Here is a 23,674-nt window from a genome sequence, read left to right on the forward strand (position 1 = left end):
TTTACCGGTTGACTTCTTATGGAAGAAATTTCTGGGGCTTTACCGATAGCTTTGGCCTGTGCCCACTTGTGTTCGATGGGACGATAAAACTGCCATCCATGTTGAGTATTTTTTGATCAATTTGTACCTTTGATATCAACCTGCGGTTTTTTCTGGTCGTCCCGGTTATGGTCTAGTGCTCGCTGTAGAGTTATCCACAGTTTTTGTGGATAACTTGTCACCCTCCTCCCGATGCCTTGATGTGATTTTCAGGTGACGACCGGGATTTTGGCTGCTAACTTTCCCTAATTGCTGGGCTTTGGTTAGATTGGTATAAAGATGATGATATAAAATCTACATTTCCTTAATTGACTCCCTGCTATGTTGACCTGCTTATGAAAACCGCCAACTGCCCCTCCTGTGGGGCCGCCGTCAACTTCCAGTCAGCGGTTTCGCTGCTGGCAATCTGCGCCTACTGTAAAAGCACGCTGATCCGCCACGATCTGGAGTTGCAAAACATCGGCAAGATGGCGGAATTGCTCCCCGACAGTTCCCCGATCCAGCTTGGTACGGAAGGCGTTTATCGCAAGGCCCGGTTTAGCGTGGTCGGCCGTATCCAACTGCGTTACGGCCAGGGGATTTGGAACGAATGGTATCTGCTGTTTGAGAATCAGCGCGGCGGTTGGCTTGGGGAAACCTTGGGCAATTATGCCCTGACCTTTATTATTCATCCCCCAGAGCCACTGCCGCCGTTTTCCGAGCTACGCGCCGGGCAAAACGTGACCCTCAAGGGCCGTTTATTTCAGGTCAGTAACATCGAAACCGCCCGCTGTATCGCCGGCGAAGGGGAATTACCGATTCGGGTCGGCGCGGGCTACGAGGCGCCCGTGGTTGATCTGCAAGGTCAGGGCAACATCTTCGCAACGCTTGATTACAGCGAAGATCCGCCGCTGGTGTTTGTGGGTAAGCAGGTGCCTTTCAACGACCTGCAATTGACGCATCTACGCCAAGTGATGCCCGCTGGCTGGGAACCCGATCAAGGGATTGCAGCCGAGGCGTTCCAGTGTCCGGGCTGTGGCAGCTCGCTGACTGTCCGGGCCAAAGGTCATACCGAGTCCCTGGCGTGTGGTACTTGCGGGGCCATCATTGATATTACCGATAATAACTTTCGGATTCTCTCGACCTTCAAGGCGCAAATCAACTATGAGCCGGTCATTGCGCTCGGCACCCACGGACGCCTGGAGGATATCGATTATGAAGTCATCGGCTATCTGCGCCGCCGGATTAGCGTCGATGGCATCCATTACGAATGGAGTGAATACCTGCTCTTTCACCGTGAACAGGGCTTCCGTTGGTTGGTGGAATATAACGGCCATTGGAGTTGGGTGAGCACCCTCAACGAGCCGCCGTTAGTAACCGGCTACGGCGCCAATAGCCGCGCGTCTTTTCACCAACACAGCTACCGGTTATTCCAAACGGCTGAGGCTGAAGTCAGCTATGTGCTCGGCGAGTTTTACTGGCGGGTGCAAGTGGGAGAGCGCTGCCTGATCAGCGATTACATCGCCCCGCCCTTTCAGTTGAGCCAGGAACGCACCGATAAGGAAATGGTCTGGTCGCGCGCCGAATACCTCGAGCCGGAGACGATTCAAAAGACCTTTCAGATCGCAGAAACCCTGCCGGTGCGGATTGGTATTGGAGCCAACCAGCCTTCGCCCTACGAAGCGCAACGGCCCAAGTTTCGCCGACTCCGCTGGCTGTTTTTAGGCTTGCTGATCATTGGCCAAATCATCGTGATCAGTTTGTCCAGCAATGCGCGCATCCATCAACAAACCTTATTGTTTGATGCCAGTACGCAGAATAAAGCGCTGACCAGCGAACCGTTTACCGTCAGTGGCAGAACGAGCAACATCGAGATTCGTACCCAGACCAATCTCAATAACAATTGGATCTATCTCGAAATGACCCTGATCGAACGCGATAGCGGTGCCAGTCATACCATCAACCAGGAGATCAGCTACTACCAGGGGATCGATGAAGGCGACGCCTGGTCCGAAGGCAGTACTGAGGATCTGGCGGTGCTTTCAGGCATTCCAGCCGGTACTTATTATTTGAGCGTTGAGGGTGAATTAGCGCCCAACTCCCCCACCGTCACCTGCACCTTTACCTTCTTCCGCGATACCCCAAGCTGGAGCAATTTCTTTTTCGCGTTACTCGCTTTGCTGATTTTTCCGCTGATCTTTAGCTGGCGGGCACGCGCTTACGAACGGGCGCGCTGGGCGGACAGCGATCCGATACCCTCCAGTAACGATGAGTATGACAGCGATGATGACGATTAATCGGCCGGAAAGGGAGCGGGTGAAACCATGCTATACCGCAGCTATCTAATCAGCGGCATTTTGATCCTTGCGCTGTTTGGGATTGCGCAATATCGAGGTTGGAGCCTGGTTGGCACCAGTGAGGCCAAAAGCCCAGCAGGGATGGGCCAGGGTATTTATCACAAATAATCTCCCCGTTACCAACCGCAGGACACCGGTAAAAAACCGTTGGGATGGCATATCACTATCCTACTCGGCAGCGGCTCGGCAGCACTCCATCCTACAGCTCGCGGCGAGGGTACGCACCATTGCCGATAGATAGTTGTCTTCATATTCAGCCTCCCCTCACGGAGCATGGCGAATTATTCGGCTGAAATTGGCCCGTCTATCCGCAATCGGAGCAGCGTATATTGAAAACAGCCGTTGGCTGGCGGTCAGCCACTAAACCTGCCGCATTATGGCAGCGCGATACGGTGTTATTAGTTGCAATTGCTGGGCTGCTGGGTGGCTGCGCGGCAGTTGGGCCGAACTACAGCGCACCCGTTCCGACCGCTCCGGCGACATGGCAAAGCGCCGCAGCGGCGCGGGTCGGGCTTGTTCGGGCCACGCCAGAGGAATTGGCCCACTGGTGGCGCCAACTGGACGATCCGGTGTTGACTGAACTGGTCGAACAGGCGTTGCAAACCAGCCTCGATCTCCGTACCGCTCAGGCCAAACTGCGCGAAGCTCGCGCCCGCCGCGCGCTGGTCGTAACCAACCGCTTTCCGACCGTCACCGCTTCCGGTACGGCCAATGTCTCAAAAGGCAGCGCCGAGACCGGCGCCGGTAAAACCCGCGAACTGTACAGCGCCGGTTTCGACGCCAGTTGGGAGCCGGATGTATTCGGCGGGCTGCGACGCAACGAGGAAGCCGCCCAGGCTGATCTGGAAGCCACGGCGGAGAATCTCTACGCCGTACAAGTCTCCCTGACCGCCGAAGTGGCGGTGAATTATGTGGAGCTGCGCGCTTATCAGGAGCGGCTGGCTATCGCTCAGGCCAACGTCGCTTCACAGGCGGAAACTCTGCAACTGGCGCAATGGCGGGCGCAGGCCGGTCTGGTTTCCACGCTGGACGTGGAGCAGGCCCGCGCCAATCTGGCCCAGACCCGCGCCCAAATCCCGACGCTCGAAACCGGTTTCGCGCAAGCCCAACACCGGCTGGAAATCCTGCTCGGCCAAACCCCCGGCGCACTGGCGGGGCGGCTGACTGAGGCGAGAAACATCCCGCAAGTGCCGGCGCGGGTGACCGTCAGCATTCCCGCCGACACCCTGCGCCAACGACCGGACGTGCGCGCCGCCGAACGCAAATTGGCGGCGGAAACGGCGCGGATCGGCGTGGCGCAGGCGGCCCAATATCCCAGCTTTAAGCTCAGCGGTTCGCTGAGCCTGGACGCTTTAAGCCTCGGCGCGCTGGCCGGGGCTGACGCGCTGGCGCGTGGGATCGTGGGCAGCATCGCCGCGCCGATTTTCGACGCCGGGCGCATCCGCCAGCAGATCGAGATTCAAACCGCCGTGCAGGAACAAGCCTTCATCGCTTACCAGTCCACAGTACTGAACGCATTTTCCGACGTGGAAAACGCCCTGACCGCCCTGGCCAATACGCGGCAACGGCAGCGGCATTTGGTGGATGCCGTGCAGGCCGCGCGGCTGGCCGCAACTCTGGCCCGGCAACGCTATAGCGCCGGGATCATCGACTTTCAAACCGTGCTGGATACCGAACGCAGCGTGTTGAATCTTGAAGATAATCTGCAATCGAGTCAGGCTGAACACGCTTCCGCCCTGATCCAACTGTACAAGGCGCTGGGCGGTGGTTGGTCGGCTTCAGCCGCGACCGTCGCCACGTCGGCTCAAGGACACTGATCGTGAATCTCCCGCTCAATACCGCCGATGCTGAATTGGCCAAAATCATCGGCGTGGACACTCCGCAAAGCCGCGTGGGCAGCCTCATCCGCTGGCTGCTGGCGCTCGGCGTCCTCGCTGCGCTGGCGCTCGGTGGCTACTACTATGTCCAAGCCCAGGCCGACAGTCAGGCCGCGCCACCCTATCAAACCGAACCACTGACTCAGGGCAGTCTGCGGGTTACGGTATCGGCGACCGGCAAGCTGGCCCCGGTCAATGAAGTCGCCATCGGCAGCGAGCTGTCCGGCACTATTGAAGCGGTGTTCGTCGATTACAACGACCGGGTGAAAAAAGGCGAGGTGCTGGCCCGGCTGAATGTCGCCAAACTCACCGATCAAATCGCCAAAGCCAAAGCCACGCTGGCCTCGGCCGAAGCCAAAGTGTTGCAAGCCATCGCCACCGTCAAGGAAACCCGCGCCAATCTCGGCCGCTTGCGGCAAGTCGCCAAATTGAGCGGCGGCAAGGTGCCCGCGCCCGCCGAACTGGAAGCCGCCGAAGCCAAACTGGAGCGCGCCATCGCCGATGAGGCCAGCGCCAGGGCAGCGGTCGAAGAAACCCGCGCCACCCTGCGCACCACCGAAACCGATTTAACGAAAGCCTCAATCCGTTCGCCCATCGACGGCGTGGTGCTGACCCGTTCCGCCGATCCCGGCCAGACCGTGGCGGCGTCCCTGCAAGCGCCGGTGCTGTTCAAACTGGCGGAAAATCTGGCGCAAATGGAATTGCAAGTCGATGTCGATGAAGCCGATGTCGGCCAGATCAAGCCGGAGCAAGCCGCCACCTTCACCGTGGACGCCTACCCCAGCCGCCGCTATCCGGCCCGCATCGATCTGGTGCGCTATGGGGCGGAAACGGTCAACAACGTAGTGACTTATAAAACCATCCTCAAGGTCAACAACGACGATTTGAGTTTGCGCCCCGGCATGACCGCCACCGCCGAAATCGTCACTGCCGAGCGGGAAAACGTGCTGCTGGCTCCCAACGCCGCACTGCGCTTCACCCCGCCGCCGACAGAGGTTGAATCGAAACCCGGCGGCGGGCTGCTGGCCAGCCTGATGCCGCGTCCGCCACGCGGGATGGGTGGGCGGCGCAGCGGGCGGGTAGCATCCGACAAAAAAAGCGGCCCGCGCCAGCTTTGGGTGCTGCGCGACGGTCAACCGGTCGCGGTGTCGGTCACCGTCGGCAGTTCCGATGGCCGGATGACCGAAGTCTCAGGCGAGGGGCTGGCGGTCGGTACACCGGTCATCACCGCCAGCCTGAGCAGTGCAAAATGAGCGCATCGGCCGCAGCCGAGCCGCCGCCGCTGATCGAATTGCAAGCCGTCACTAAGGTTTACGGTGAGGGCCAGGCGGCGTTTCAAGCTTTGCGCGGGGTGGATTTACGAATCGATCAGAGCGATTTTGTGGCGGTGATGGGGCCAAGCGGTTCCGGTAAATCCACCGCCATGAATATTCTCGGTTGTCTGGATAGCCCCACCGCAGGCGCGTACCGCTTTCGCGGGATGCACGTTGAACAACTGTCGCGCAACCAGCGCGCCCTGTTGCGGCGGCATTATCTCGGTTTCGTATTCCAGGGTTTTAATCTATTGGCGCGAACGACGGCGCTGGAAAACGTCGAATTGCCGCTGGTCTACCGGGGTGAGGCCCGCGCCGCCCGCCACGCCAGGGCACGCGCGGCGCTGGATGCGGTCGGCCTGTTGCGCTGGGAAAAACATACGCCCGCCGAGCTGTCCGGCGGCCAGCAACAGCGGGTCGCCATCGCTCGCGCCATCGTCACCGATCCCACCGTGCTGCTGGCTGATGAGCCGACCGGCAACCTCGACAGCCAGCGCAGTCACGAAATCATGGACTTGCTGGTGGCGCTGAACCGCGACCGGGGCATTACCGTGCTGATGGTCACCCACGAGCCGGAGATGGCCCACTACGCCAAGCGGATCATTCACTTTCGGGATGGCCGGGTCGATACCGACCATCGACACCGCGAGGACACCTGATGTTTTGGAGCAGCCTGTTACTGGCCTTGCGCGCGATCCGCCGCAACTTGCTGCGCTCGTTTCTGACCATCCTCGGCATCGTGATCGGAGTCGGCGCGGTGATCACGATGGTCACGCTCGGCAACGGCGCCACCCGCGTGGTCGCCGATCAGATCGGCAGCCTGGGCAGCAACCTGATCATCATTCGGCCCGGCCAGCAGCTCGGCCCGATGCGCGACGGTTCCGCCGCCCCGCGTTTTAAGGTGGCTGATGCCGAAGCGATTGCCGGGCAGATCGGCGGCATCAAAGGGGTCGCGCCGGTTGCCACCCGCTCCTCCACGGTGGTGTATGGCGCGAATAACTGGGCGACCAGCATCACCGGCAGCACCGAATCGTATTTCGCGGTGGCGAACTGGCGACTGGCGAGTGGGCGGCTGTTCACCGAGGGCGAGCAGCGGGCCGGTAAGGCCGTGTGCGTGATCGGCGAGACCATCCGCAAGCAACTGTTCGGGCGGGGATCGGCGCTGGATAGCCAAATGCGGGTCGGCAATTTTTCCTGTGAAATCATCGGTGTGCTGGCGTCCAAGGGCCAATCGGCGATGGGTACGGATCAGGACGACATCACCGTCATCCCACTGCGCACCCTGCAACGGCGGCTGACCGGCACGCAGGATGTCAACAGCCTGATGGTGTCGGCGCAGGACGGCGCGGACACCGATCAGGTCATGGCCGATCTGCGGCTGTTGCTGCGCGAGCGGCGCAAGCTGGCGGAAAACGCCGACGATAATTTTTCCATCCTCGACACTCGCCAGATCGCAGAAACCATGACCGGCACCACCAAAGTCCTGACCGGGCTGCTGGGTGCGGTCGCGGCAGTCAGTTTGCTGGTCGGCGGTATCGGCATCATGAACATCATGCTGGTATCCGTGACCGAGCGCACCCGCGAAATTGGCATCCGGCTGGCCATCGGCGCGCTGGAGCGGGAAGTGCTGCTGCAATTTCTGGTGGAAGCGGTGGCGCTGGCGGCGCTGGGCGGACTGGTCGGCATCGCGCTGGCGGCGCTGGCCTCGGTCGGCTTAGCGCAAGTGATGCGGGTGCCGTTTTTGTTCGATCCCTTTATCAATCTGTTGTCGTTCGGGTTCTCAGCGGCGATTGGCATTGTCTTTGGCTATTTTCCGGCCCGCCGCGCGGCCCGACTTGATCCGATTGAGGCGTTACGACATGAGTGAGCACGAAGCAAATAGCGTCAGTCCTCAGTCAGCACTTTCTCAACCCGCGTATCCGGTATCAGCCAGAGCAGCGCAACTCCCAGATAAATGACCTGAGCAATCGACTGATGGACGAAGGCCAGGGGAATCGCCAGGGCGTAGGCAACCACCGACCAATTGCCTTTACGGTCTTTGCCAATCGCTTTGGCCAGCAGCGAATCGGGACCATCCGCCACGATGATGGCCTGGGTCAGAATCCAGTAGGCAATGGCCGCCATCAGCAATACCACGCCATACAGGGCTGAAGGAAGCGCCGAGAAGTGGTTTTCGCCCATCCAGCCGGTGACGAACGGCAGCAGCGACAGCCAGAACAGCAGATGAAGATTGGCCCATAGGACGCCGCCCTTGACCCGCTTGACGGTGTGCAGCAGGTGGTGGTGATTGTTCCAGTAGATACCCACGTACAGGAAGCTCAGCACGTAACTGAGCAAGACCGGCGCAAGCGGGTATAACGCTTCAAGTCCTTCTCCGTGCGGTACTTTCAGTTCCAGCACCATGATCGTGATGATGATGGCCAGCACCCCATCGCTAAACGCTTCCAGACGGTTTTTTTGCATAAATGCTCCCACAGTTGCCATGAATTGGCAGAAAACGCTCAGACTGTTTAGCTTGGATCAAGGCAGAATGGTCAGTCTGATGATCCTCTGAGTCTAAAGATGAGTCTTAATATTTCAGCCCAAGTCTAGTGGGAAGCGCGATCAACTCAAGGAGGCGGAGCGATTGACTGACAGCAAAACATAGTTAAAAACGCCTCCTAGATTTGAACCTTGGAGGCCCTAGCGAGAAACAATCTCCAAAGGCTGCGTTGTATAGGTGCTTAGGAGATCCATCAATGACTAGACTTCCGCATAGACAGTACACTTTTTTAGGAATCCCTTTGCCTTCCCTTCGGCGCAAGCAACTGATTGTTCTGGTTGTAACTTCATTTTTGGCAATCGCAGCTTACTGGATTCCGCCCCCTTGAAAATGCTCTCGTAAGTAGCGGGTAGCCTTAAAACAGTTATCATGGCCGGATGAAACGGCACCCCTTTCTTTTGATACTCATCACGCTGGGCATATTGGCGGGTGGCGGTTTCCTGGCGTGGCGGTTCATTGGGCCGATCACCGTGGAAACCGCCCACCCGACCCGTGGTCCGGCGGTGCGCGCGGTCTACGCCACCGGCACGGTGGAGCCGCCGGTCATGCTCCCCCTTGCCCCCCGCAGCGCCGGGCGGTTGATGGAGCTAAAAGCGGACGAAGGCGCACAAGTCCGCGCCGGTCAGGAACTGGCCCGGTTGGAAGATGGCGATTTGCAGCGTTCAGTCGATGAGTTGGAGGCGCGGGCGCGTTTCGCCAAAACCCAAGTCGAGCGGGCGCAAACTTTATTGGATCGTGGACTGGGTACGGTATTGGAGCGCGACCGGACCCGTTCGGAGTGGCAAGCCGCCGACGCCGCCGTGGCGCGCGCCCGCGCCTTACGCGCCTTCATGACCTTGACCGCGCCCGCCGACGGGCAAATCCTGCGCCGCGATGGCGAAATCGGCCAACTGATCCCGGCCAACCAGCCGGTTTTTTATTTCGCGCGCCGCGAACCGCTACGGGTCGAAGCGGAAGTCGATGAGGAAGACATTAGCCTGGTGCATCCCGGCCAACGGGTATTGATCCGCGCCCCGGCTTTGCCGGATCGGGTGATCGACGCCCGTCTGGCGGCGATCACCCCCAAGGGCGATCCGGTCAGCCGCAGTTTCCGGGTACGGATCGAACTCGACGATACCTCACCGCTGCGCATCGGTATGACCGCCGAGGTCAATATCATCGTCACCGAGCGCGCCAACGCCCTCCTGGCGCCCGCCAGCGCGGTAGTCGATGGCCATGTCTGGGTGGTGCGCGAGGGCCAGTTACACCGCCAGCCGGTGCAAACCGGCATCAACGGTGAAAAACGCATCGAAATCCTGTCGGGTCTGGCGGAAACCGACTCGCTCGTGATCCGGCCCGTTGCCGAACTGAAAGAAGGCTGCGCGGCGCGCAGCCAACCGACGCCCGATCCAGCCGCTAAAGCCAGTTGAGCCGTGTCGATCCAACTCGGCATCGCCCTGACCCATCTGATCCATCGCAAGCGATCAACCCTGGTATCGCTGATCGGTATTGTGCTGGGGGTCGCGTTCTTTCTGGCAGTGTCGTCGCTGATGCGCGGTTCCGAGTACGATTTCATCAAGCGGCTGGTCGATAACAGCCCGCATATCACCCTTTCGGATGAATACCGCAACCCCGCCAGCCAATCGGCGGTCTCGCGCTGGCCAGACGGCGCGGTCGAAGTGCGCCGGGTCAAGCCCTTGAACGAAGTGCGCGGCATTCGCGGCCATGCCCAAAAACTCGCCTTCATCGAATCGCTGCCAGGCTTACGCGCCGCCCCGACCCTGGTCAGTTCCGTAGTCCTCACCTTCGCCGGTCGCACCCAGGGCGTCACCCTCACCGGCGCGATTCCCGCCAAGATGAAACAGGTCTCGACCATCGAGGAAAAGCTGATCGACGGTTCGCTGGACGCGCTGGCCGCCAATTCCAACGGCATCATCATCGGGGTCGGCCTAGCCAAGAAGTTCGGGCTGAGCATGGGCAGCGTGCTGAATGTCGCCTCGGCCACCGGCGAGGTGCGCGCGCTGAAGATCGTCGGCATTTTTCGCACGGGCAACGCCGGTTACGACGAAACGCAAACCTTCGTTTCGCTCAAGCGGGCGCAGAGCCTGCTGGATCGGCCCAACCGGATCAACCGCTTCATCATCCAGCTCGACGATCCCTACACCGCGCGCGATGTTGCCGCCATCATCGAAGCGCGCACCGGCTACAAATCGGTGTCGTGGCTGGAAGCCTCGGAAGATTTGATGAGCGTGCTGTTCGTGCGCAACATGATCATGTACAGCGTGGTGTCGGCGATTCTGGTGGTGGCCGCGTTCGGCATTTACAACACCATCTCCACCATCGTGATGGAGAAAACCCACGATATCGCCATCCTCAAATCGATGGGTTTTCACGCCCGCGACGTGCGCCGGATTTTCCTGGCGGAAGGCGTCATCCTCGGTTTGATCGGCAGTGGCATGGGCGTGCTGCTCGGCACCGGCCTGATGGCCCTGCTGGGGCGCGTCGAAATCAAGCCGCCCGGCGTGAGTGAACTGGTGCATTTGCCGATTTACTGGGGTTATGAGCAATACCTGCTGGCGGCCGGTTTCGCCCTGGTCTCCGCGATGGGCGCGGCCTATCTGCCTGCGCGCAAGGCCGGGCAGGTGCAGCCGGTAGCGATCTTGCGGGGGATGGGGTGAACGCCATTTTGACCGCAGAGCAGGTCGGGCGGGTGTTGCCCGCTGAAGTGCCCGTCACCCTGGTGCAGGATGTCTCGCTGGCTGTAGAACGCGGCGAGTTCGTCGCCATCATGGGACCGTCCGGCTCCGGCAAATCCTCGCTGTTGTACCTGCTGGGCCTGCTCGATACCCCGACTTCCGGCCGCATCCTGCTGGACGGTCAGGATACCTCCGGCTTTGGCGAGGACGAACTGGCGACCACCCGCTTGCAAAAGCTCGGCTTCGTCTTTCAGTTTCATTTCCTGCTGGCTGAATTTTCGGTGCTGGATAACGTGTTGCTGCCGATGCGGCGGTTGGGCGCGCTGGCCGAGGATCTTGCCCGGCAACGTGCCGAGCATCTGCTCGACCAACTGGGTCTGCGCGAGCATTGGCACAAGCGGCCCCACCAGATTTCCGGCGGCCAACGCCAGCGGGCCGCCATCGCCCGCGCGCTCGCCAACGATCCGCTGATCATTCTGGCCGACGAACCGACCGGCAATCTGGATACTCGCGCCGGCGCCAATGTCCGGCAAATCCTGCACGACCTGACCCGCGAGTTCGGCAAGACCGTGATTGCGGTCACGCACGATCTTACCTTCGCCAAAGCCGCCGACCGACAAATCGGCATCGTCGATGGTTTGATCGATCCCAAGTGGCGGATGTAACTCAGCGCGGATCGGTTAAAGACCTGTTAACCAGCCCGCCGCGAACGGGCAAGATTCAAGGCTTCGAAAGCATCGCCGTCGTCTGTGCTGGTGCGCGGTTCGGCAAGGCGAGCGGTCAACTGCTGGATCGATTCACCGGCCACGCTGCTGGGGCTGACTTGATTGCTCGAATGCAGCATACAGATCAATTCCGCCTCGCCCCGGCCTAAACCGCACAGTTCTATGATCTCATCTACTTGAGCGCCTTGCAGCGCCAACTTAGTGGCGACTTTGAAAAATTTCTGGTCGGCATCACGATGCAGCGACAGACCTGACGCACTGCTCTGATCACGAAGCTGGCCGATCTGTGCCTCCAGTCGTGCCAGCCGCTCGCCCAATGTGGCCAGCGACAGCGCAACGCCCTTAATGTCCTGATGCAGATGGGCCTCGCCTTCCCGCCCAGCCTGACTCTCCGGCGTCGCAAAGAATCGCCGGCCCACCAAAAAACCCACCGTAACCAGCAAAACGTTACTGGCTAACAGGGCAACAAGCGCGATACCGTGGAATAAAACGTCGTTCATGGATCAATTCCGATAGGCGCTGTAAAAGTAAGGATCAACGTACCCGTTCACTTGCGTGATTTGCCGGGTACAACCGAACTCTCCGCTATTGTAGTGGAAGGCGGAGCGAGAGGTGGATCACTGGTTTTTTCCGGCTCAGATGTCGGGTAGCGGTTATCCACATTGCCCATGATCACCAACACCACCCGGCGATTTTGCAAACGGCCCTGCTCGCTACGATTATCCGCGATAGGCTGGTATTCACCGTAACCAATCGCCGACATCCGTTCCGGCCGTACCCCGCTGTTCATCAACACATGGACCACACTGGCGGCGCGAGCGGCTGATAGCTCCCAATTCGACGGGTAGACTGGCGTACTGATCGGCCGGTCGTCGGTGAAGCCTTCCACCTGAATGCGGTTGGGAATCTCGCGCAAGATATCCGCGATGGCCGCCAGGGCCGGCACTGCCTCAGGATTGACAGTGGCGCTCCCACTGGCGAACAAGATGCTGTTCTTGATCTCCACCTCCAGCCAAAACGCGCTGCTGCGCAGGTTCACCACATCGCTGCGGATCAAATCCGACAGATAATCCTGGAGCTTGGCCGCTACCTTGGCCAGATTGGGATCAGCATTGGCCTGCCGACCACTTTTAGCGGCTTTATCACCAGCCAACACCGGGGTCGGGCCACCGGTCAAGGCCGGGCCGCGCGTCATGCTAAGCATCACACGCGGCGCACGTTGGATGATCGACGCGGGCAGCGGGCGCAAATCCGGCGCCACACTCGGCGCCGTGCTCGCCTGGCCGACCGCTTGCCGGCTCGCTGTGCCGACCATTCCACCCAACTGAATCGGTTTTAAGCTGCTGGGATTGGATGAGCGAAACGCCACCATCATCGAATCGGCCAACACCCGAAATTTGCCCTCGTTAACTGAGGAGACGGCGTACATCACCACGAAGAATGCAAACAACAAGGTGATGAAATCGGCGTAAGACACGAGCCAGCGCTCGTGGTTTTCGTGGGCTTCAGCGTGTTTTTTACGGCTCATGGCAGCCTCGTCACTTCTGGGTAAAACCCTGCAAGCGGGATTCGATATTGCGCGGATTCTCACCGTGGGCAATGGCAATCACCCCCTCGATGATCAGCTCGCACAGACGGGTCTGTTTCTTGATAGAGCTTTTGATCTTATTGCCCATGGGCAGGGCGAAGACGTTGGCCAGCAGCAGGCCATAAATGGTGGCGACGAACGCGGCAGCGATACCGCCGCCGAGTTTGCTGGGATCGGCAAGATTACCCATCACATGGATCAGGCCGAGCACGGCGCCGATGATCCCGATGGTCGGCGCGTAACCGCCAACGCCTTCGAAGAAGCCGACGGCCTGCAAGTCATCTTCCTCACGAATGCTCATATCCAGCTCCAGGATATGCCGGATTTCCTCCGGCTCCTTACCGTCCACCAGCAGTTGCAATGCCTTGGAGGCGAACGGATCGGGTTCCTGCTGGATATGATCCTCCAGCCGCAACAAGCCTTCCTTGCGGGCGATGTTGCTCCACTCGACGATTTTTTCAATAGCCGACTCCATGGCGACGGTTGGCGGCAGGAAAGCCCACTTTGACCGCGCCAAGGCCCGCTTGAACACCACCATCGGGGTTTGCACCAGAACCGCGCCAATGGTGCCGCCGACCACGATCAAAAACGCCGGGCCGTTGATCAGAGAGCTAATGTGGCCACCTTCGATCAACATGCCACCGACGATGCCGCCGAATGCGACGATCAGGCCGGTTAGGGTCAAAATATCCATAGGTTCCGCTCCACCGAATCAGGGTTTACGCCGTTGCCGCCGCAACCCGCGCCCGCAATCGCGCGAGCGCTTGGCTGTGCAATTGGCAGACGCGGGATTCGCTGACGCCCAGCACGGCGCCGATTTCCTTCAGATGTAGCTCTTCGTCGTAATACAGCGACAGCACCAGCTTCTCCCGCTCCGGCAGCAGGTCGATGGCAGCCGCCAGCGATTTGAGTAACGATTCCCGGTTGACCGTTTCAGCCGGATCACCGCCGGGCGCGGGCACCCGCTGGATTTCCCCTTCCTCGTCCGGGTCGGCCTGGTCAAGCGAAAGCAACTTCTGGCCGCGCAAATCAGCCAGGGTGGCGTGATAGTTGGTCAAGCTCATGCCAAGATGTTCGGCGATGGCGCCATCACGGGCTTCGCGGCCGGTGGCGGTCTCCACCGCATGGATCGCCGCCGTAATTTCGCGCGCCCGACGATGCACCGAGCGCGGCGTCCAATCGCCTTTGCGGATTTCGTCGAGCATGGCACCACGGATACGTGGCTCGGCGAAGGTGGTAAAACTGGCACCCTGTCCCGCATCGTAACGGCGGGCGGCATCCAGCAGGCCCAACATACCGGCCTGGATCAGGTCGTCAACCTGGATCGATGCCGGCAACCGTGCCAGCAGGTGATAGGCGATCCGCTTAATCTGCGGTGCGTGTCGGGCCACCAGATCATCCGCCGTATCGCCGCCGAGAGTGGCATAGAGGGCCACGCCTTTCATGCGGCCAGCTCCTTGAGGCGGCCGGCCGGATCAATCAGGCGTTCAATAAAAAACTGGAGATAGCCGCTGGCATCGCGCGGGATCGGCCAGCGGCCGATGATCTGCGCTGAGAGCCGATGAAAGGCTTCCGCCGAGCGACTGTTGGGAAAGGCTTCCACCACCGCTCGTTGGGCGCGGACGGCTTTGCGTAACTGGGGGTCTTCCGGGATAAAGCCGCAAAAATTCAACGCGACATCCAAAAACCGATCCGACACCCGCAGCAGCTTGTGAAACAGTTCGCGGCCTTCCTGCGCACTCGCCACCCGGTTGGCCAGAATCTGGAAGCGATCCATGCCATGTTCCTGGCTGAGCAATTTGATCAGGGCATAGGCGTCGGTGATCGAAGCCGGCTCGTCACAAACCACCACCATTACTTCGTGAGAAGCGCGGCTAAAGGTGACGACACTCTCGGAAATACCGGCGCAGGAATCGATCAGCAGAACATCCAGCGAATCGTTCAATTCGCTGAACGCGCCAACCAGGCCAGCGTTTTCTTGCGGGGTCAGCTCCGCCATGCGCTTGATGCCGGAACTGGCCGGAACGATGCGAATGCCGTTCGGGCCGCTCACGATGACTTCTGCCAGGCTTCGCTCCTGACTGATGACATGAGAAAGGTTGTAAAGCGGCCGCAAGCCGAGCATGACATCGACGTTGGCCAAGCCAAGGTCGGCATCCAGCAGCATGACGCTTTGGTTTTGCAGACTCAGCGCCAGGGCCAGATTCACCGTGACGTTGGTCTTGCCGACGCCGCCCTTGCCGCTGGTCACGCAGATGACCCGCACCGGCCGGCTTTGGGCTGGTTGCCGCGCGTCACCGACTGGATAATGGACAGATTCAGGCATGAACATGAGCGGTCAACCTCTTCCCGAAGGTCAGCGCGAGGGTATCGTCGGGAACGAGTGCATCGCGCGGCCCGGCGAATTCCTCGCCCAACCGGATCAACGCATCGACCTGAGCGGACTGGAGATCTTCCGGCACCCGTTGGCCATCGCAAAGGTAGGCTACCGGTAGTGCCTCGCCATGCACGGCCGACAGCGCCGCGCCCAAGCGGGCGGTTTCATCGACCTTGGTCAGGATGGCGCCGCTCAGCGGCACACGGGCGAAGGCGGTCATCGTCTCTTGCAACACTGCGTGCTGGGCGTTGGCGGCCAGCACCAAGTAGCTGCGTATCTTGGTGGAATCGCTTAACAAGGCAAACTGTTGCGACAGGCGCACATCACGCTGCCCCATGCCCGCCGTGTCGATCAATACCAGATCCTTGTTGGCGAAGGCTTTGAGAGCTTCTTGCAATTCCTGCGCAGTCCGCACCAGCCGCACCGGCGCATCCAGGATCATGCCGAAGGTGGAAAGCTGCTCGAAGGCGCCGATGCGGTAGCTGTCGGTCGTGATCAGGGCCACGCGATTCGATCCGTGACGCAGGTTATAGCGAGCAGCGAGCTTGGCGATGGTGGTAGTTTTGCCGACGCCGGTGGGGCCGATCAGTGCCACCACCCCGCCTTGGGTCAGAATGTCGTCACCCGTGACCGATAGGCCGCGCCCTAAAGTGTTCAGCGCCAACCGCCATGCCCGCGCCGGATCACTCTCAGCGGCGGCGGCATCGGCCAAGCGCAAGCAAAGCGTGGGGTGGCAACCGAACTCCAGGAGGCGACCCAGCAAGTCGGCCCGATGGGGCTGCTGGCGCCCTAGCTCGCCCCAAGCCAACCCAGAAAGCTGCTGCTCCAGTAAGCCGTGCATGACTTGCAACTGGTGGCGCATTTCCACTAATAACGGATCTTGCGACCAAACCACACGGGCCTTGTCGGTGGCCGGTGGGATCGGGGTCATCGGCTCGGTGTTTGCAGCCGGTCGCGGCTGGACGGTGGGAATAACTGAGCGAGGCGCTGGCGCTGGACCGGCTGGCCGGGCCATTGATTGGGGTGTTGTCTGCTCGGTCGCGTTGGTTTCCGGCCTTGCCGTCGTCGGCTGGCGTCCGGTATCGGCCACACTGGGCGGCAGCATCTCAGCCAGCAAGCGTTCGTCGTAATCCACGGCCGCGACAATCTCAAGGCCGTTGGCAGAATGCTGGTTGGACAAGATCACCGCATCCGGGCCTAATTCCTCCCGTACTTTCCGCATGGCTTCGCGGATATTGGCGGCGTTCAATCGTTTGATCTTCATCGTTTTCATTCCCGCTATGATCGCGGCCTATGGGTCCGAGGCAAACCTTGCTGGCTTCGCTCACTTGCCGACCGTGGCGATAACCTTGAGTTTCTTATCCTCAGGCACCTCGCTGAAGGCGAGGACATGGAGATTGGGTACACCGTGGCGCACGAACCGCGCCAGCATCACGCGGATCACGTCTGGAACCAGCAAGATCGCCGGTTGACCCAACACCTCCTGTTTCTGGGCTGTTTCAAGCAGGGTACCGTGTAAGCGTTCGGCTAATCCCGGCTCCAGGGGGGCCTGCTCGTCCTTGCCCATTTGCAAGGTACGGAGCAATATCTGTTCCAATTCTGCGGGCAGCGTAATAACAGGCAATTCTTCGTCCAAGCCATTGATATTTTGAATAATAATTCTCCCTAGTGCGATACGAACCGCAGCGGTCAGGCTGTCAGGGTCCTGACTCTTGGCTCCATGCTCCGCCAAAGTTTCGGCGATAGTCCGCATATCCCGAACCGGCACTTTTTCCAGCAGCAGGTTTTGCAGCACACGCGCAACCACCCGCAGCGGCAAGGTTTTCGGCACCAGGTCCTGAACAAGGCGCGGCGCGTTTTGCGCCAGCCGATCCAACAGTTGTTGCGTTTCCTCATGGCCCAGCAATTCGTGAGCGTGGGCCAACAGAATCTGGTTGAGATGGGTGGCAATCACGGTGCCGGCATCGACCACGGTATAACCCAGTGTCTGGGCCTGTTCCCGTAAGCCAGGTTCGATCCAAATAGCCGGCAATTTGAAAGCCGGGTCTTGGGCGGCGATGCCGGGCAAGGTGCTTTGCGCATGACCGGGGTTGATCGCAAGCTGGCGGTCGGGGAACACTTCCGATTCGGCAGCCGTCACCCCCAGCAGGGTAATCCGGTACAAAGTCGGTGCCAGATCGAGGTTGTCGCGGATGTGAACCGGCGGAATCAGAAAACCCAGTTCCTGCGATAATTTCTTGCGCACGCCCTTGATGCGACCCAGCAACTGACCGTTCTGGTTGCGATCCACCAGGGCGATCAAGCGATAACCCACTTCCATGCCGATGGTATCCAGCGGCGGCACATCGTCCCAGCCGACTTCACGGTTATCCGCATTGTCGGTCTGACCGGCAGGCCCAGCGTCGCCACCCTCGGTCGGCGCAGGAGCCGTCCGCCGCTTTTGCGCCAGGCGCCAGGACAGATAGCCCGCGCCGCCGGCCAGGCTTAAAAACACCAGGTTGGGCATTCCCGGAATTAACCCCAGCATCCCGATGATCCCGGCCGTCACGCCCAAGGTTTGCGGACTGCCGAATAACTGCTGGGTGACCTGCTGGCCGATGTCCTGCGAACCGGAGGCGCGGGTCACCATGATGGCGGCGGCCGTCGAGAGCAGCAGCGACGGCAGTTGCGCCACCAGACCGTCACCAATCGTCAGCAGCGTGTAAAACTCGGCAGCCTCGGCTATCGGCAAGCTGTGTTGAAGGGTACCAATCGCCATACCACCGAGCATATTGATGAACAGGATCAACAGGCCGGCGACGGCATCGCCGCGCACGAATTTGCTGGCGCCGTCCATCGAACCGTAGAAATCTGCTTCCTGCACCACCTCGCCCCGCCGACGCTTGGCCTCCACCTGATCGATGATCCCCGCGTTAAGATCGGCGTCGATGGCCATCTGCTTGCCGGGCATGGCATCCAGGGTAAAGCGAGCGCTGACTTCCGAGACCCGGCCTGCGCCTTTGGTAACGACGACAAAGTTGATGATGGTGAGGATGGCGAATACCACCATGCCGACGGCGTAGTTACCGCCGACCACAAAATGGCCGAATGCCTCGATCACCTTACCGGCCGCATCACCACCCTGGTGGCCATGCAGCAGCACGACGCGGGTTGAAGCCACATTGAGCGCCAAGCGCAGCAAGGTGGTGACCAGCAGCACGGTGGGGAATACCGCAAAATCCAGCGGCCGCTCGCTGTAGATGGTGGCCAGCAACACCACCAGCGATAGCGCGATGTTGAAGGTGAAGAACACATCCAAAGCGAAAGGCGGCAGCGGCACCACCACCATCGCCAGAATGATGATCAGCAGAAGGGGTGCGCCCAGCCCGGAGCGGGCCATGCCGCTTAACGTGGCGGTCAGGTTCATTGACGATTTTCCCTATTCAGTACGCAGTTCGGCGGGTACCGGCACGTCGGTCATCACGATTGCCTCACCGGTTAACTCGCCATCACGGCGTAAGCGGTAGACATAGGCGAGCACTTGCGCGACCGCCTGATAGAGGCTGACGGGCACCGGCTTATCGAGCGCACCGTTGTAATACAAAGCGCGGGCCAACAAGGGCGATTCCACGCGCGGAATCTTGTGCCGCCCGGCCACTTCGCGGATACGCAGCGCCATCTGCTCGACGCCCAACGCCACGATGACCGGCGCCTTCATGGTCTCCGGCTTGTATTGCAGAGCCACCGCGTAATGGCTGGGGTTGGTGACGAGAATATCGGCGGTCGGCACGTTCTCCATCATCCGCCGCTGGGCGAATTCCTGCTGCAAGCGGCGGATGCGGCCCTTGACCTCCGGCTTACCCTCGGTGTCCTTCAATTCGTCGCGGATCTCCTGCTTGGTCATCCGCAAATTGCGCAGAAAACTCAGCAGTTGAAACGGCACGTCCACCCCGGCAATCAGCAGCATCGGCAGGGTGAGCATCAGGAAGGTCCAACCAAGGGTCCGGGCGGTGTGGGCCAGCGCCGATGCCAGCGGTTCCTGACCCAATTGCAGTAACTCGGCTTCACCCCGCCACAGCAGAATCACCGCCACCCCGCCGACCACCAAAAATTTAGCCAGCGCTTTGGCCAATTCCACCAACCCATGCCAGGAAAACAGCCGGGCCAGGCCCTTCAAGACGTTGAGATGTTCCCAGCGTAATTTTAAGCTGAAGGTCCAACTGCCGAGTGCCAGCGGGGCGCACAGCGCGACCACCACCATCAGGCCCAGGAATGGCGCCAGCAGCAGCACCCAATCGAAGAAGGCTTGACCGAGCACAGCGGTCATCTGGCCGGGATCGGTTATCTTTCGGGCATCCAGCGTCAACCCGGCGCGCATCTGTACCGCTAAGCCCTCCAGCAGGCTCGGTCCCAGCATCAGCAAACCTAAGGCAGCAGACAATAGCATTGCCAACGTAGTCAGCTCGCGGGAGCGGGCAACCTGGCCCTGCTCGGCCGCTTCCTGTTGGCGTCGCGGTGTTGCCTCTTCAGTACGTTCCTGGCCGTCCGCATTTTCTGCCATCAGCCGCTCCTTCCGGTCATTTGGCCAATCACCAGAAACGCCTGGTCAAACAGGCTGTTGAGTTGATCGAACAGGGTGGGCAGATTGTAGAGTATGACCAGTAGACCCAATACCAGCGTCACCGGGAAGCCGACCGCAAAGATGTTGAGCTGAGGCGCGGCGCGCGTCATTACCCCGAAGGCGAGATTAACCACCAGCAGCGAAGCGATGGCCGGCAAGGCGATCAGCACCGCCCCGGCAAAGGTATGCCCCGCCCAGACGACCAGGCCCCACAACAGCTCACGCCCTGCGCCGGTCGGGGCCGGCGGCAACGTGATAAAGCTATCGGCCAACAACCCGATCAGCAGCAGATGGCCGTTCAAGGCCAGAAAAATCAAGCTGCCGAGCAGCGTATAGAATTGGCTCAGCAGCGTGCTTTGGGTGCCGTTTTGTGGATCGATCAGGCTGGCAAAACCCAGCCCCATCTGAGTGGTGATGATTTGGCCGCCTAACTCCAGCGCACCGAACACCAGCCGCAGCGCAAACCCCATGCTCAAACCGATCAGGATTTGCTGGGCGACCACCAGGATGCCGGCGGGGCTGATCGGCTCAATCGCCGGCATCGGCGGCAGCAGCGGCACGATGGCCCAAGTCAGCGCCAATGCCAGCATCAACCGAACCCGGCGCGGCAAAATCCGCGAGCTGAGCACCGGCGCGACGCTCATCAGGGCGGCAACTCGGGCCAACGGCCACAGGAAGCTACCGACCCAGGCGGCAATTTCAGCGGTGCTGATCTCCATGGCCTTTAGCCGATCAGATTTGGGATATCTTTCAATAAATCCCGAGTGAAATCGACCAGAAGCTCCAACATCCACGGCCCGGCCAACAACAACACTGCCACCAGCACCAGCAGCTTGGGCACGAAGCTCAGGGTCATTTCGTTGATCTGGGTCGCCGCTTGAAACAGGCTGATCAAGACGCCGACCAGCAAGGCCGCCAATAACATCGGCGCCGAGACCAGGATGGCCAGTTCCATGGCGCGCTGGCCGAGGGTGATGACGGTTTCCGGGGTCATGGCGTACTCCAAGAGTCAAGGCAGGTAGAAACTGGCTGCCAGCGTACTGGCCAGCAACGTCCACCCATCGACCAAGACGAACAGCATCAACTTGAGCGGTAATGAAATCATCATCGGTGAGAGCATCATCATGCCCATCGCCATCAACACGCTGGCCACCACCAAATCGACGATCAGAAAGGGAATAAACAGCATGAACGCGATCTGGAACGCGGTTTTCAGCTCGCTGGTGATGTAGGCGGGCACCAGCAGAGTAAACGGCACTTGATCCGCTGATTCCAGCTTCTCCCGACCGGACAGGCGCACGAACAACGCCAGATCGCTCTCGCGGGTCTGCGCCAACATGAAAGCCTGCAACGGTTGGCGGGCTTCCTCCAGCGCCTGCTGGAAGGTGATCGTCTCTTTGAGATACGGGGCGATGGCCCGGTCGTTGATGCGTTCGAACACCGGCGCCATGATGAAGAAGGTCAAAAACAGCGCCAACCCGATCAGGATCTGGTTGGATGGGGTCTGCATGGTGCCCAATGCCTGCCGCAGCATGGCCAGGACGATGATGATCCGAGTGAAAGCGGTCATCATCAGCAATGCCGAGGGCAGCAAGGTCAGCGCGGTCATCAGCGCCAGGATTTGCAGGCTCAGTGACCAGGTTTCACCGCCGCCCGCCGTCTGCGTCACCGTTACCGCCGGTAAACCCGGTGCAGCCACCAGCACCGGCGCCCACAGCAGCAGCATCAGGATCAATCCCCAGCCAATCCTGCGCTTTAACGGCCGACCTTCAAGGTTTTGCAGCATCATTCGGCAACTCCGGCGTGAGGGGCGCGAGCGAGAATGGAAACGGTTCAGCCGGTTGGGTGGACGGCGCGGCCAGCACATGCAGGGTTTGAATCTGCTGGGGCGTGATGCCGATCAGCAGGCGGGTTTGGTCTATCTCGATGACCAGTAGCCGTTCCCGATTGCTCAACGGCAGTCCGCCGATGACCCGGATCAGTCCATCCTTGGGCAGCGCGTAACGGCGTGCCAGCCAACTCAAGCCGACCGCCACCACCAGCACCGCCACCAGGCCCAGGCTCAGTTGGCCCAGCATCGCACTCCCCGGCAGCGCCGTCACTGCCGCTTCCGGTCGCCCGATTTCGGCCCCTACCGCCAACCCTGGTAAGGCTAAAAGAGCGGTCGCCATCGTGTATCGTCCGCTCATCGTAGCCGCCGGACCCGCTCTTCCTGGCTGACGATATCGGTGATCCGCACGCCGAAGCGGTCGTTGACCACCACCACTTCGCCGCGAGCCACCAGGCAACCGTTGACCAGGATATCGAGCGGGTCACCGCCGGGCCGATCCAGTTTCACCACCGAACCCTGGGTGAGGCGCAGCAGTTCGCGGATGCTCATTCGGGTATGGCCCAGCTCCAGCGACAGGTTGATGGGAATATCCAGCACCATGTCCAGATTCTGTCCGGTCTTGCCACCGAGTAGATCGGCCCCCTCACCCAGTGCGGGTGTGGCTGGCGCGGATTCGAGGGTATCGGCTTGCGCATTCATCAAAATACACTCTGGGGTAATGGGTTTGTGGAAATCAGGCTTAGGGCGCCGGCGCGAATGGCGCGAAATCAGGCGGTGTTAGGCGACTCGCCCAATCATCGGGCGCGCTGAGGGCCTGATCGATCTTGAGCGCGCTCCAACCCTGCGCGATCCCGTAATGACCGCTGTAGAGCGGCACCTCTTCGACCCGCAACACGGCGGTCGGCGGGATATTGACCGGAATCACGTCACCGACCCGCAAAGCCAGCAAATCGCTGAGACTGAGTTCAAATCCGGCCAACGCGCAGCGCACCTCGACCTGGCTTTCCTGTAAGCCGTCGTGCAACCGCTCGGTGAGCGCCGGGCTGGGGTTTGGGTGCTCTTGGCAGAGGCTGCTGAGCAGGGTTTTGCGGATCGGTTCCAGCAGGGAGTACGGCAACGCCAAGTGCACGTTACCGGCAATGTTGTCGCGGCTGATCTGGATGGTACAGACGGTCAGCGGTTCGTTTGAATTGAGCGCGGTGATGAATTGCGGCCTGTTTTCCGAACCGATCCGGTTGCACTTGAGCGCCACGAACGGCTGCCAGGCTTCTTCCAAGCAACTGAAGCACAGATCCAGCAGGCGCTGGATGAAACGGGTTTCAATGGTGGTGAAATCCCTGACGCTGGTGGATTTGTACATGCGTCCGGTGCCGCCGAAAAAGGTATCGACAATCATAAAAATCAGCTCAACATCAAACACCAGCAGCGCCGGGCCACTGAGTGGACTTAACTGGATGATATTGGCGCTGCACGGTGCGCCGAGTGATCGGGTGAAATCGGGATAAGCCCGCCGCTCGACCGATTTGGCCGTGACGGTCAACTCGCGGCGCACCAAATCGAATAAGCCGATTCCCAAGCGGTGGGCGAAGCGTTCGTGAATGGTCTCCAGCACCGGCAGCAAGCTGCTGATGGCGTAGTCCTGACCGGCCAGGTCGTATGGTAGGGCGCTTTCTTGATCCCCTACCGTCTCGACACCTGAACAACCGGTTTCCGACACGACTTCCATCAGAGCTTCTCGCTCGTCCGGGCTGAGGAGTTCGTCGGTTGACAT

General features: G+C 60.3%; 24 protein-coding genes. 9 read left to right on the forward strand and 15 right to left on the reverse strand.

Annotated elements, in window-relative coordinates:
* Positions 1–374 precede the first annotated feature (374 nt).
* The 6 genes from BN873_RS08375 to BN873_RS08395 all read left to right on the forward strand — a co-directional run bounded on the left by BN873_RS08375 (position 375) and on the right by BN873_RS08395 (position 7,432).
* On the forward strand, positions 375–2,315 hold the full coding sequence (locus BN873_RS08375) for a DUF4178 domain-containing protein (protein ID WP_048672821.1): 1,941 nt from the start codon (positions 375–377) through the stop codon (positions 2,313–2,315).
* Positions 2,316–2,342: 27 nt separating this feature from the next.
* A complete protein-coding gene (locus BN873_RS20370) occupies positions 2,343–2,483 on the forward strand; it encodes a hypothetical protein (RefSeq protein ID WP_171820440.1) in 141 nt (46 codons plus the stop codon).
* A gap of 221 nt (positions 2,484–2,704) precedes the next feature.
* Positions 2,705–4,192 carry an efflux transporter outer membrane subunit gene (locus tag BN873_RS08380; protein ID WP_048672824.1) on the forward strand — a complete coding sequence of 496 codons (1,488 nt, stop codon included), beginning with the start codon at positions 2,705–2,707 and terminating at the stop codon, positions 4,190–4,192.
* Positions 4,193–4,194: 2 nt separating this feature from the next.
* A complete protein-coding gene (locus BN873_RS08385) occupies positions 4,195–5,505 on the forward strand; it encodes an efflux RND transporter periplasmic adaptor subunit (RefSeq protein ID WP_048672827.1) in 1,311 nt (436 codons plus the stop codon).
* Entirely contained in the window at positions 5,502–6,224 is a 723-nt protein-coding gene (locus BN873_RS08390) for an ABC transporter ATP-binding protein (RefSeq protein WP_048672830.1), read from the forward strand. The genes BN873_RS08385 and BN873_RS08390 overlap by 4 nt, the downstream gene beginning before the upstream one ends.
* Positions 6,224–7,432: an ABC transporter permease gene (locus tag BN873_RS08395; protein WP_048672832.1), complete on the forward strand. Its 1,209-nt coding sequence runs from the start codon at positions 6,224–6,226 to the stop codon at positions 7,430–7,432. The genes BN873_RS08390 and BN873_RS08395 overlap by 1 nt, the downstream gene beginning before the upstream one ends.
* 17 nt (positions 7,433–7,449) lie before the next feature.
* Here BN873_RS08395 and BN873_RS08400 read toward each other — a convergent pair whose 3' ends face one another.
* Positions 7,450–8,028: a TMEM175 family protein gene (locus BN873_RS08400; protein WP_048672834.1), complete on the reverse strand. Its 579-nt coding sequence runs from the start codon at positions 8,026–8,028 to the stop codon at positions 7,450–7,452.
* 456 nt (positions 8,029–8,484) lie between these two features.
* Here BN873_RS08400 and BN873_RS08405 point away from each other — a divergent pair, with 456 nt between their 5' ends.
* From BN873_RS08405 to BN873_RS08415, 3 genes are read left to right on the forward strand one after another with little or no spacing between them, the layout of a single operon-like run.
* A complete protein-coding gene (locus tag BN873_RS08405; RefSeq protein WP_048672837.1) occupies positions 8,485–9,516 on the forward strand; it encodes an efflux RND transporter periplasmic adaptor subunit in 1,032 nt (343 codons plus the stop codon).
* Between the two features lie 3 nt (positions 9,517–9,519).
* Positions 9,520–10,764 carry an ABC transporter permease gene (locus BN873_RS08410; protein ID WP_048672840.1) on the forward strand — a complete coding sequence of 415 codons (1,245 nt, stop codon included), beginning with the start codon at positions 9,520–9,522 and terminating at the stop codon, positions 10,762–10,764.
* Complete coding sequence (locus BN873_RS08415; RefSeq protein WP_048672842.1) at positions 10,761–11,447, forward strand: ABC transporter ATP-binding protein; 687 nt, start codon at positions 10,761–10,763, stop codon at positions 11,445–11,447. The genes BN873_RS08410 and BN873_RS08415 overlap by 4 nt, the downstream gene beginning before the upstream one ends.
* A 26-nt stretch (positions 11,448–11,473) precedes the next feature.
* Here BN873_RS08415 and BN873_RS08420 read toward each other — a convergent pair whose 3' ends face one another.
* The 14 genes from BN873_RS08420 to fliM are packed head-to-tail and all read right to left on the reverse strand — an operon-like array spanning position 11,474 to position 23,674.
* Positions 11,474–12,007, reverse strand: a complete 534-nt coding sequence (locus BN873_RS08420) for a DUF2802 domain-containing protein (RefSeq protein ID WP_048672845.1) — start codon at positions 12,005–12,007, stop codon at positions 11,474–11,476.
* Positions 12,008–12,054: 47 nt separating this feature from the next.
* On the reverse strand, positions 12,055–13,035 hold the full coding sequence (gene motD / locus BN873_RS08425; RefSeq protein WP_048672847.1) for a flagellar motor protein MotD: 981 nt from the start codon (positions 13,033–13,035) through the stop codon (positions 12,055–12,057).
* Positions 13,036–13,045: 10 nt separating this feature from the next.
* Complete coding sequence (locus tag BN873_RS08430) at positions 13,046–13,789, reverse strand: flagellar motor protein (protein ID WP_048672849.1); 744 nt, start codon at positions 13,787–13,789, stop codon at positions 13,046–13,048.
* A 25-nt stretch (positions 13,790–13,814) separates the two neighbouring features.
* Positions 13,815–14,540: an RNA polymerase sigma factor FliA gene (locus tag BN873_RS08435; RefSeq protein ID WP_048672850.1), complete on the reverse strand. Its 726-nt coding sequence runs from the start codon at positions 14,538–14,540 to the stop codon at positions 13,815–13,817.
* Positions 14,537–15,421, reverse strand: a complete 885-nt coding sequence (locus BN873_RS08440) for a MinD/ParA family protein (protein WP_048672972.1) — start codon at positions 15,419–15,421, stop codon at positions 14,537–14,539. The genes BN873_RS08435 and BN873_RS08440 overlap by 4 nt, the downstream gene beginning before the upstream one ends.
* On the reverse strand, positions 15,414–16,736 hold the full coding sequence (gene flhF / locus BN873_RS08445; protein WP_048672851.1) for a flagellar biosynthesis GTPase FlhF: 1,323 nt from the start codon (positions 16,734–16,736) through the stop codon (positions 15,414–15,416). Before flhF ends, BN873_RS08440 begins: the two co-directional genes overlap by 8 nt.
* Positions 16,737–16,796: 60 nt before the next feature.
* Positions 16,797–18,878, reverse strand: coding sequence for a flagellar biosynthesis protein FlhA (gene flhA, locus BN873_RS08450; RefSeq protein WP_048672854.1), 2,082 nt, complete (start codon positions 18,876–18,878; stop codon positions 16,797–16,799).
* A 12-nt stretch (positions 18,879–18,890) separates the two neighbouring features.
* Complete coding sequence (gene flhB / locus BN873_RS08455) at positions 18,891–20,012, reverse strand: flagellar biosynthesis protein FlhB (protein WP_048672856.1); 1,122 nt, start codon at positions 20,010–20,012, stop codon at positions 18,891–18,893.
* On the reverse strand, positions 20,012–20,791 hold the full coding sequence (gene fliR, locus BN873_RS08460; protein WP_048672858.1) for a flagellar biosynthetic protein FliR: 780 nt from the start codon (positions 20,789–20,791) through the stop codon (positions 20,012–20,014). The genes flhB and fliR overlap by 1 nt, the downstream gene beginning before the upstream one ends.
* A gap of 5 nt (positions 20,792–20,796) precedes the next feature.
* Entirely contained in the window at positions 20,797–21,066 is a 270-nt protein-coding gene (fliQ, locus tag BN873_RS08465) for a flagellar biosynthesis protein FliQ (RefSeq protein ID WP_048672860.1), read from the reverse strand.
* A 15-nt stretch (positions 21,067–21,081) separates the two neighbouring features.
* Complete coding sequence (gene fliP, locus BN873_RS08470; protein WP_277921589.1) at positions 21,082–21,861, reverse strand: flagellar type III secretion system pore protein FliP; 780 nt, start codon at positions 21,859–21,861, stop codon at positions 21,082–21,084.
* Entirely contained in the window at positions 21,842–22,243 is a 402-nt protein-coding gene (gene fliO, locus BN873_RS08475) for a flagellar biosynthetic protein FliO (protein ID WP_048672861.1), read from the reverse strand. The genes fliP and fliO overlap by 20 nt, the downstream gene beginning before the upstream one ends.
* Positions 22,244–22,257: 14 nt before the next feature.
* The gene (gene fliN, locus BN873_RS08480; RefSeq protein ID WP_082161177.1) at positions 22,258–22,602 is read right to left on the reverse strand and encodes a flagellar motor switch protein FliN; all 345 of its coding nucleotides are present in this window, start codon (positions 22,600–22,602) and stop codon (positions 22,258–22,260) included.
* A gap of 40 nt (positions 22,603–22,642) precedes the next feature.
* On the reverse strand, positions 22,643–23,674 hold the full coding sequence (gene fliM / locus BN873_RS08485; RefSeq protein WP_082161178.1) for a flagellar motor switch protein FliM: 1,032 nt from the start codon (positions 23,672–23,674) through the stop codon (positions 22,643–22,645).

The sequence above is a fragment of the Candidatus Competibacter denitrificans Run_A_D11 genome, from assembly GCF_001051235.1.
GTDB lineage: Bacteria > Pseudomonadota > Gammaproteobacteria > Competibacterales > Competibacteraceae > Competibacter_A > Competibacter_A denitrificans.

Coding starts and splice junctions, on each gene's coding strand:
- fliR (WP_048672858.1), bottom strand. CDS start 20,791: ATGGAGATCAGCACCGCTGAAATTGCCGCCTGGGTCGGTAGCTTCCTG.
- fliM (WP_082161178.1), bottom strand. CDS start 23,674: ATGTCAACCGACGAACTCCTCAGCCCGGACGAGCGAGAAGCTCTGATG.
- BN873_RS08395 (WP_048672832.1), top strand. CDS start 6,224: ATGTTTTGGAGCAGCCTGTTACTGGCCTTGCGCGCGATCCGCCGCAAC.
- fliN (WP_082161177.1), bottom strand. CDS start 22,602: ATGAATGCGCAAGCCGATACCCTCGAATCCGCGCCAGCCACACCCGCA.
- BN873_RS08440 (WP_048672972.1), bottom strand. CDS start 15,421: ATGCCTGAATCTGTCCATTATCCAGTCGGTGACGCGCGGCAACCAGCC.
- BN873_RS20370 (WP_171820440.1), top strand. CDS start 2,343: ATGCTATACCGCAGCTATCTAATCAGCGGCATTTTGATCCTTGCGCTG.
- flhA (WP_048672854.1), bottom strand. CDS start 18,878: ATGAACCTGACCGCCACGTTAAGCGGCATGGCCCGCTCCGGGCTGGGC.
- flhF (WP_048672851.1), bottom strand. CDS start 16,736: ATGAAGATCAAACGATTGAACGCCGCCAATATCCGCGAAGCCATGCGG.
- BN873_RS08435 (WP_048672850.1), bottom strand. CDS start 14,540: ATGAAAGGCGTGGCCCTCTATGCCACTCTCGGCGGCGATACGGCGGAT.
- fliO (WP_048672861.1), bottom strand. CDS start 22,243: ATGGCGACCGCTCTTTTAGCCTTACCAGGGTTGGCGGTAGGGGCCGAA.
- motD (WP_048672847.1), bottom strand. CDS start 13,035: ATGAGCCGTAAAAAACACGCTGAAGCCCACGAAAACCACGAGCGCTGG.
- BN873_RS08430 (WP_048672849.1), bottom strand. CDS start 13,789: ATGGATATTTTGACCCTAACCGGCCTGATCGTCGCATTCGGCGGCATC.
- BN873_RS08400 (WP_048672834.1), bottom strand. CDS start 8,028: ATGCAAAAAAACCGTCTGGAAGCGTTTAGCGATGGGGTGCTGGCCATC.
- fliQ (WP_048672860.1), bottom strand. CDS start 21,066: ATGACCCCGGAAACCGTCATCACCCTCGGCCAGCGCGCCATGGAACTG.
- BN873_RS08420 (WP_048672845.1), bottom strand. CDS start 12,007: ATGAACGACGTTTTATTCCACGGTATCGCGCTTGTTGCCCTGTTAGCC.
- flhB (WP_048672856.1), bottom strand. CDS start 20,012: ATGGCAGAAAATGCGGACGGCCAGGAACGTACTGAAGAGGCAACACCG.
- BN873_RS08405 (WP_048672837.1), top strand. CDS start 8,485: ATGAAACGGCACCCCTTTCTTTTGATACTCATCACGCTGGGCATATTG.
- BN873_RS08375 (WP_048672821.1), top strand. CDS start 375: ATGAAAACCGCCAACTGCCCCTCCTGTGGGGCCGCCGTCAACTTCCAG.
- BN873_RS08390 (WP_048672830.1), top strand. CDS start 5,502: ATGAGCGCATCGGCCGCAGCCGAGCCGCCGCCGCTGATCGAATTGCAA.
- fliP (WP_277921589.1), bottom strand. CDS start 21,861: ATGATGCTGCAAAACCTTGAAGGTCGGCCGTTAAAGCGCAGGATTGGC.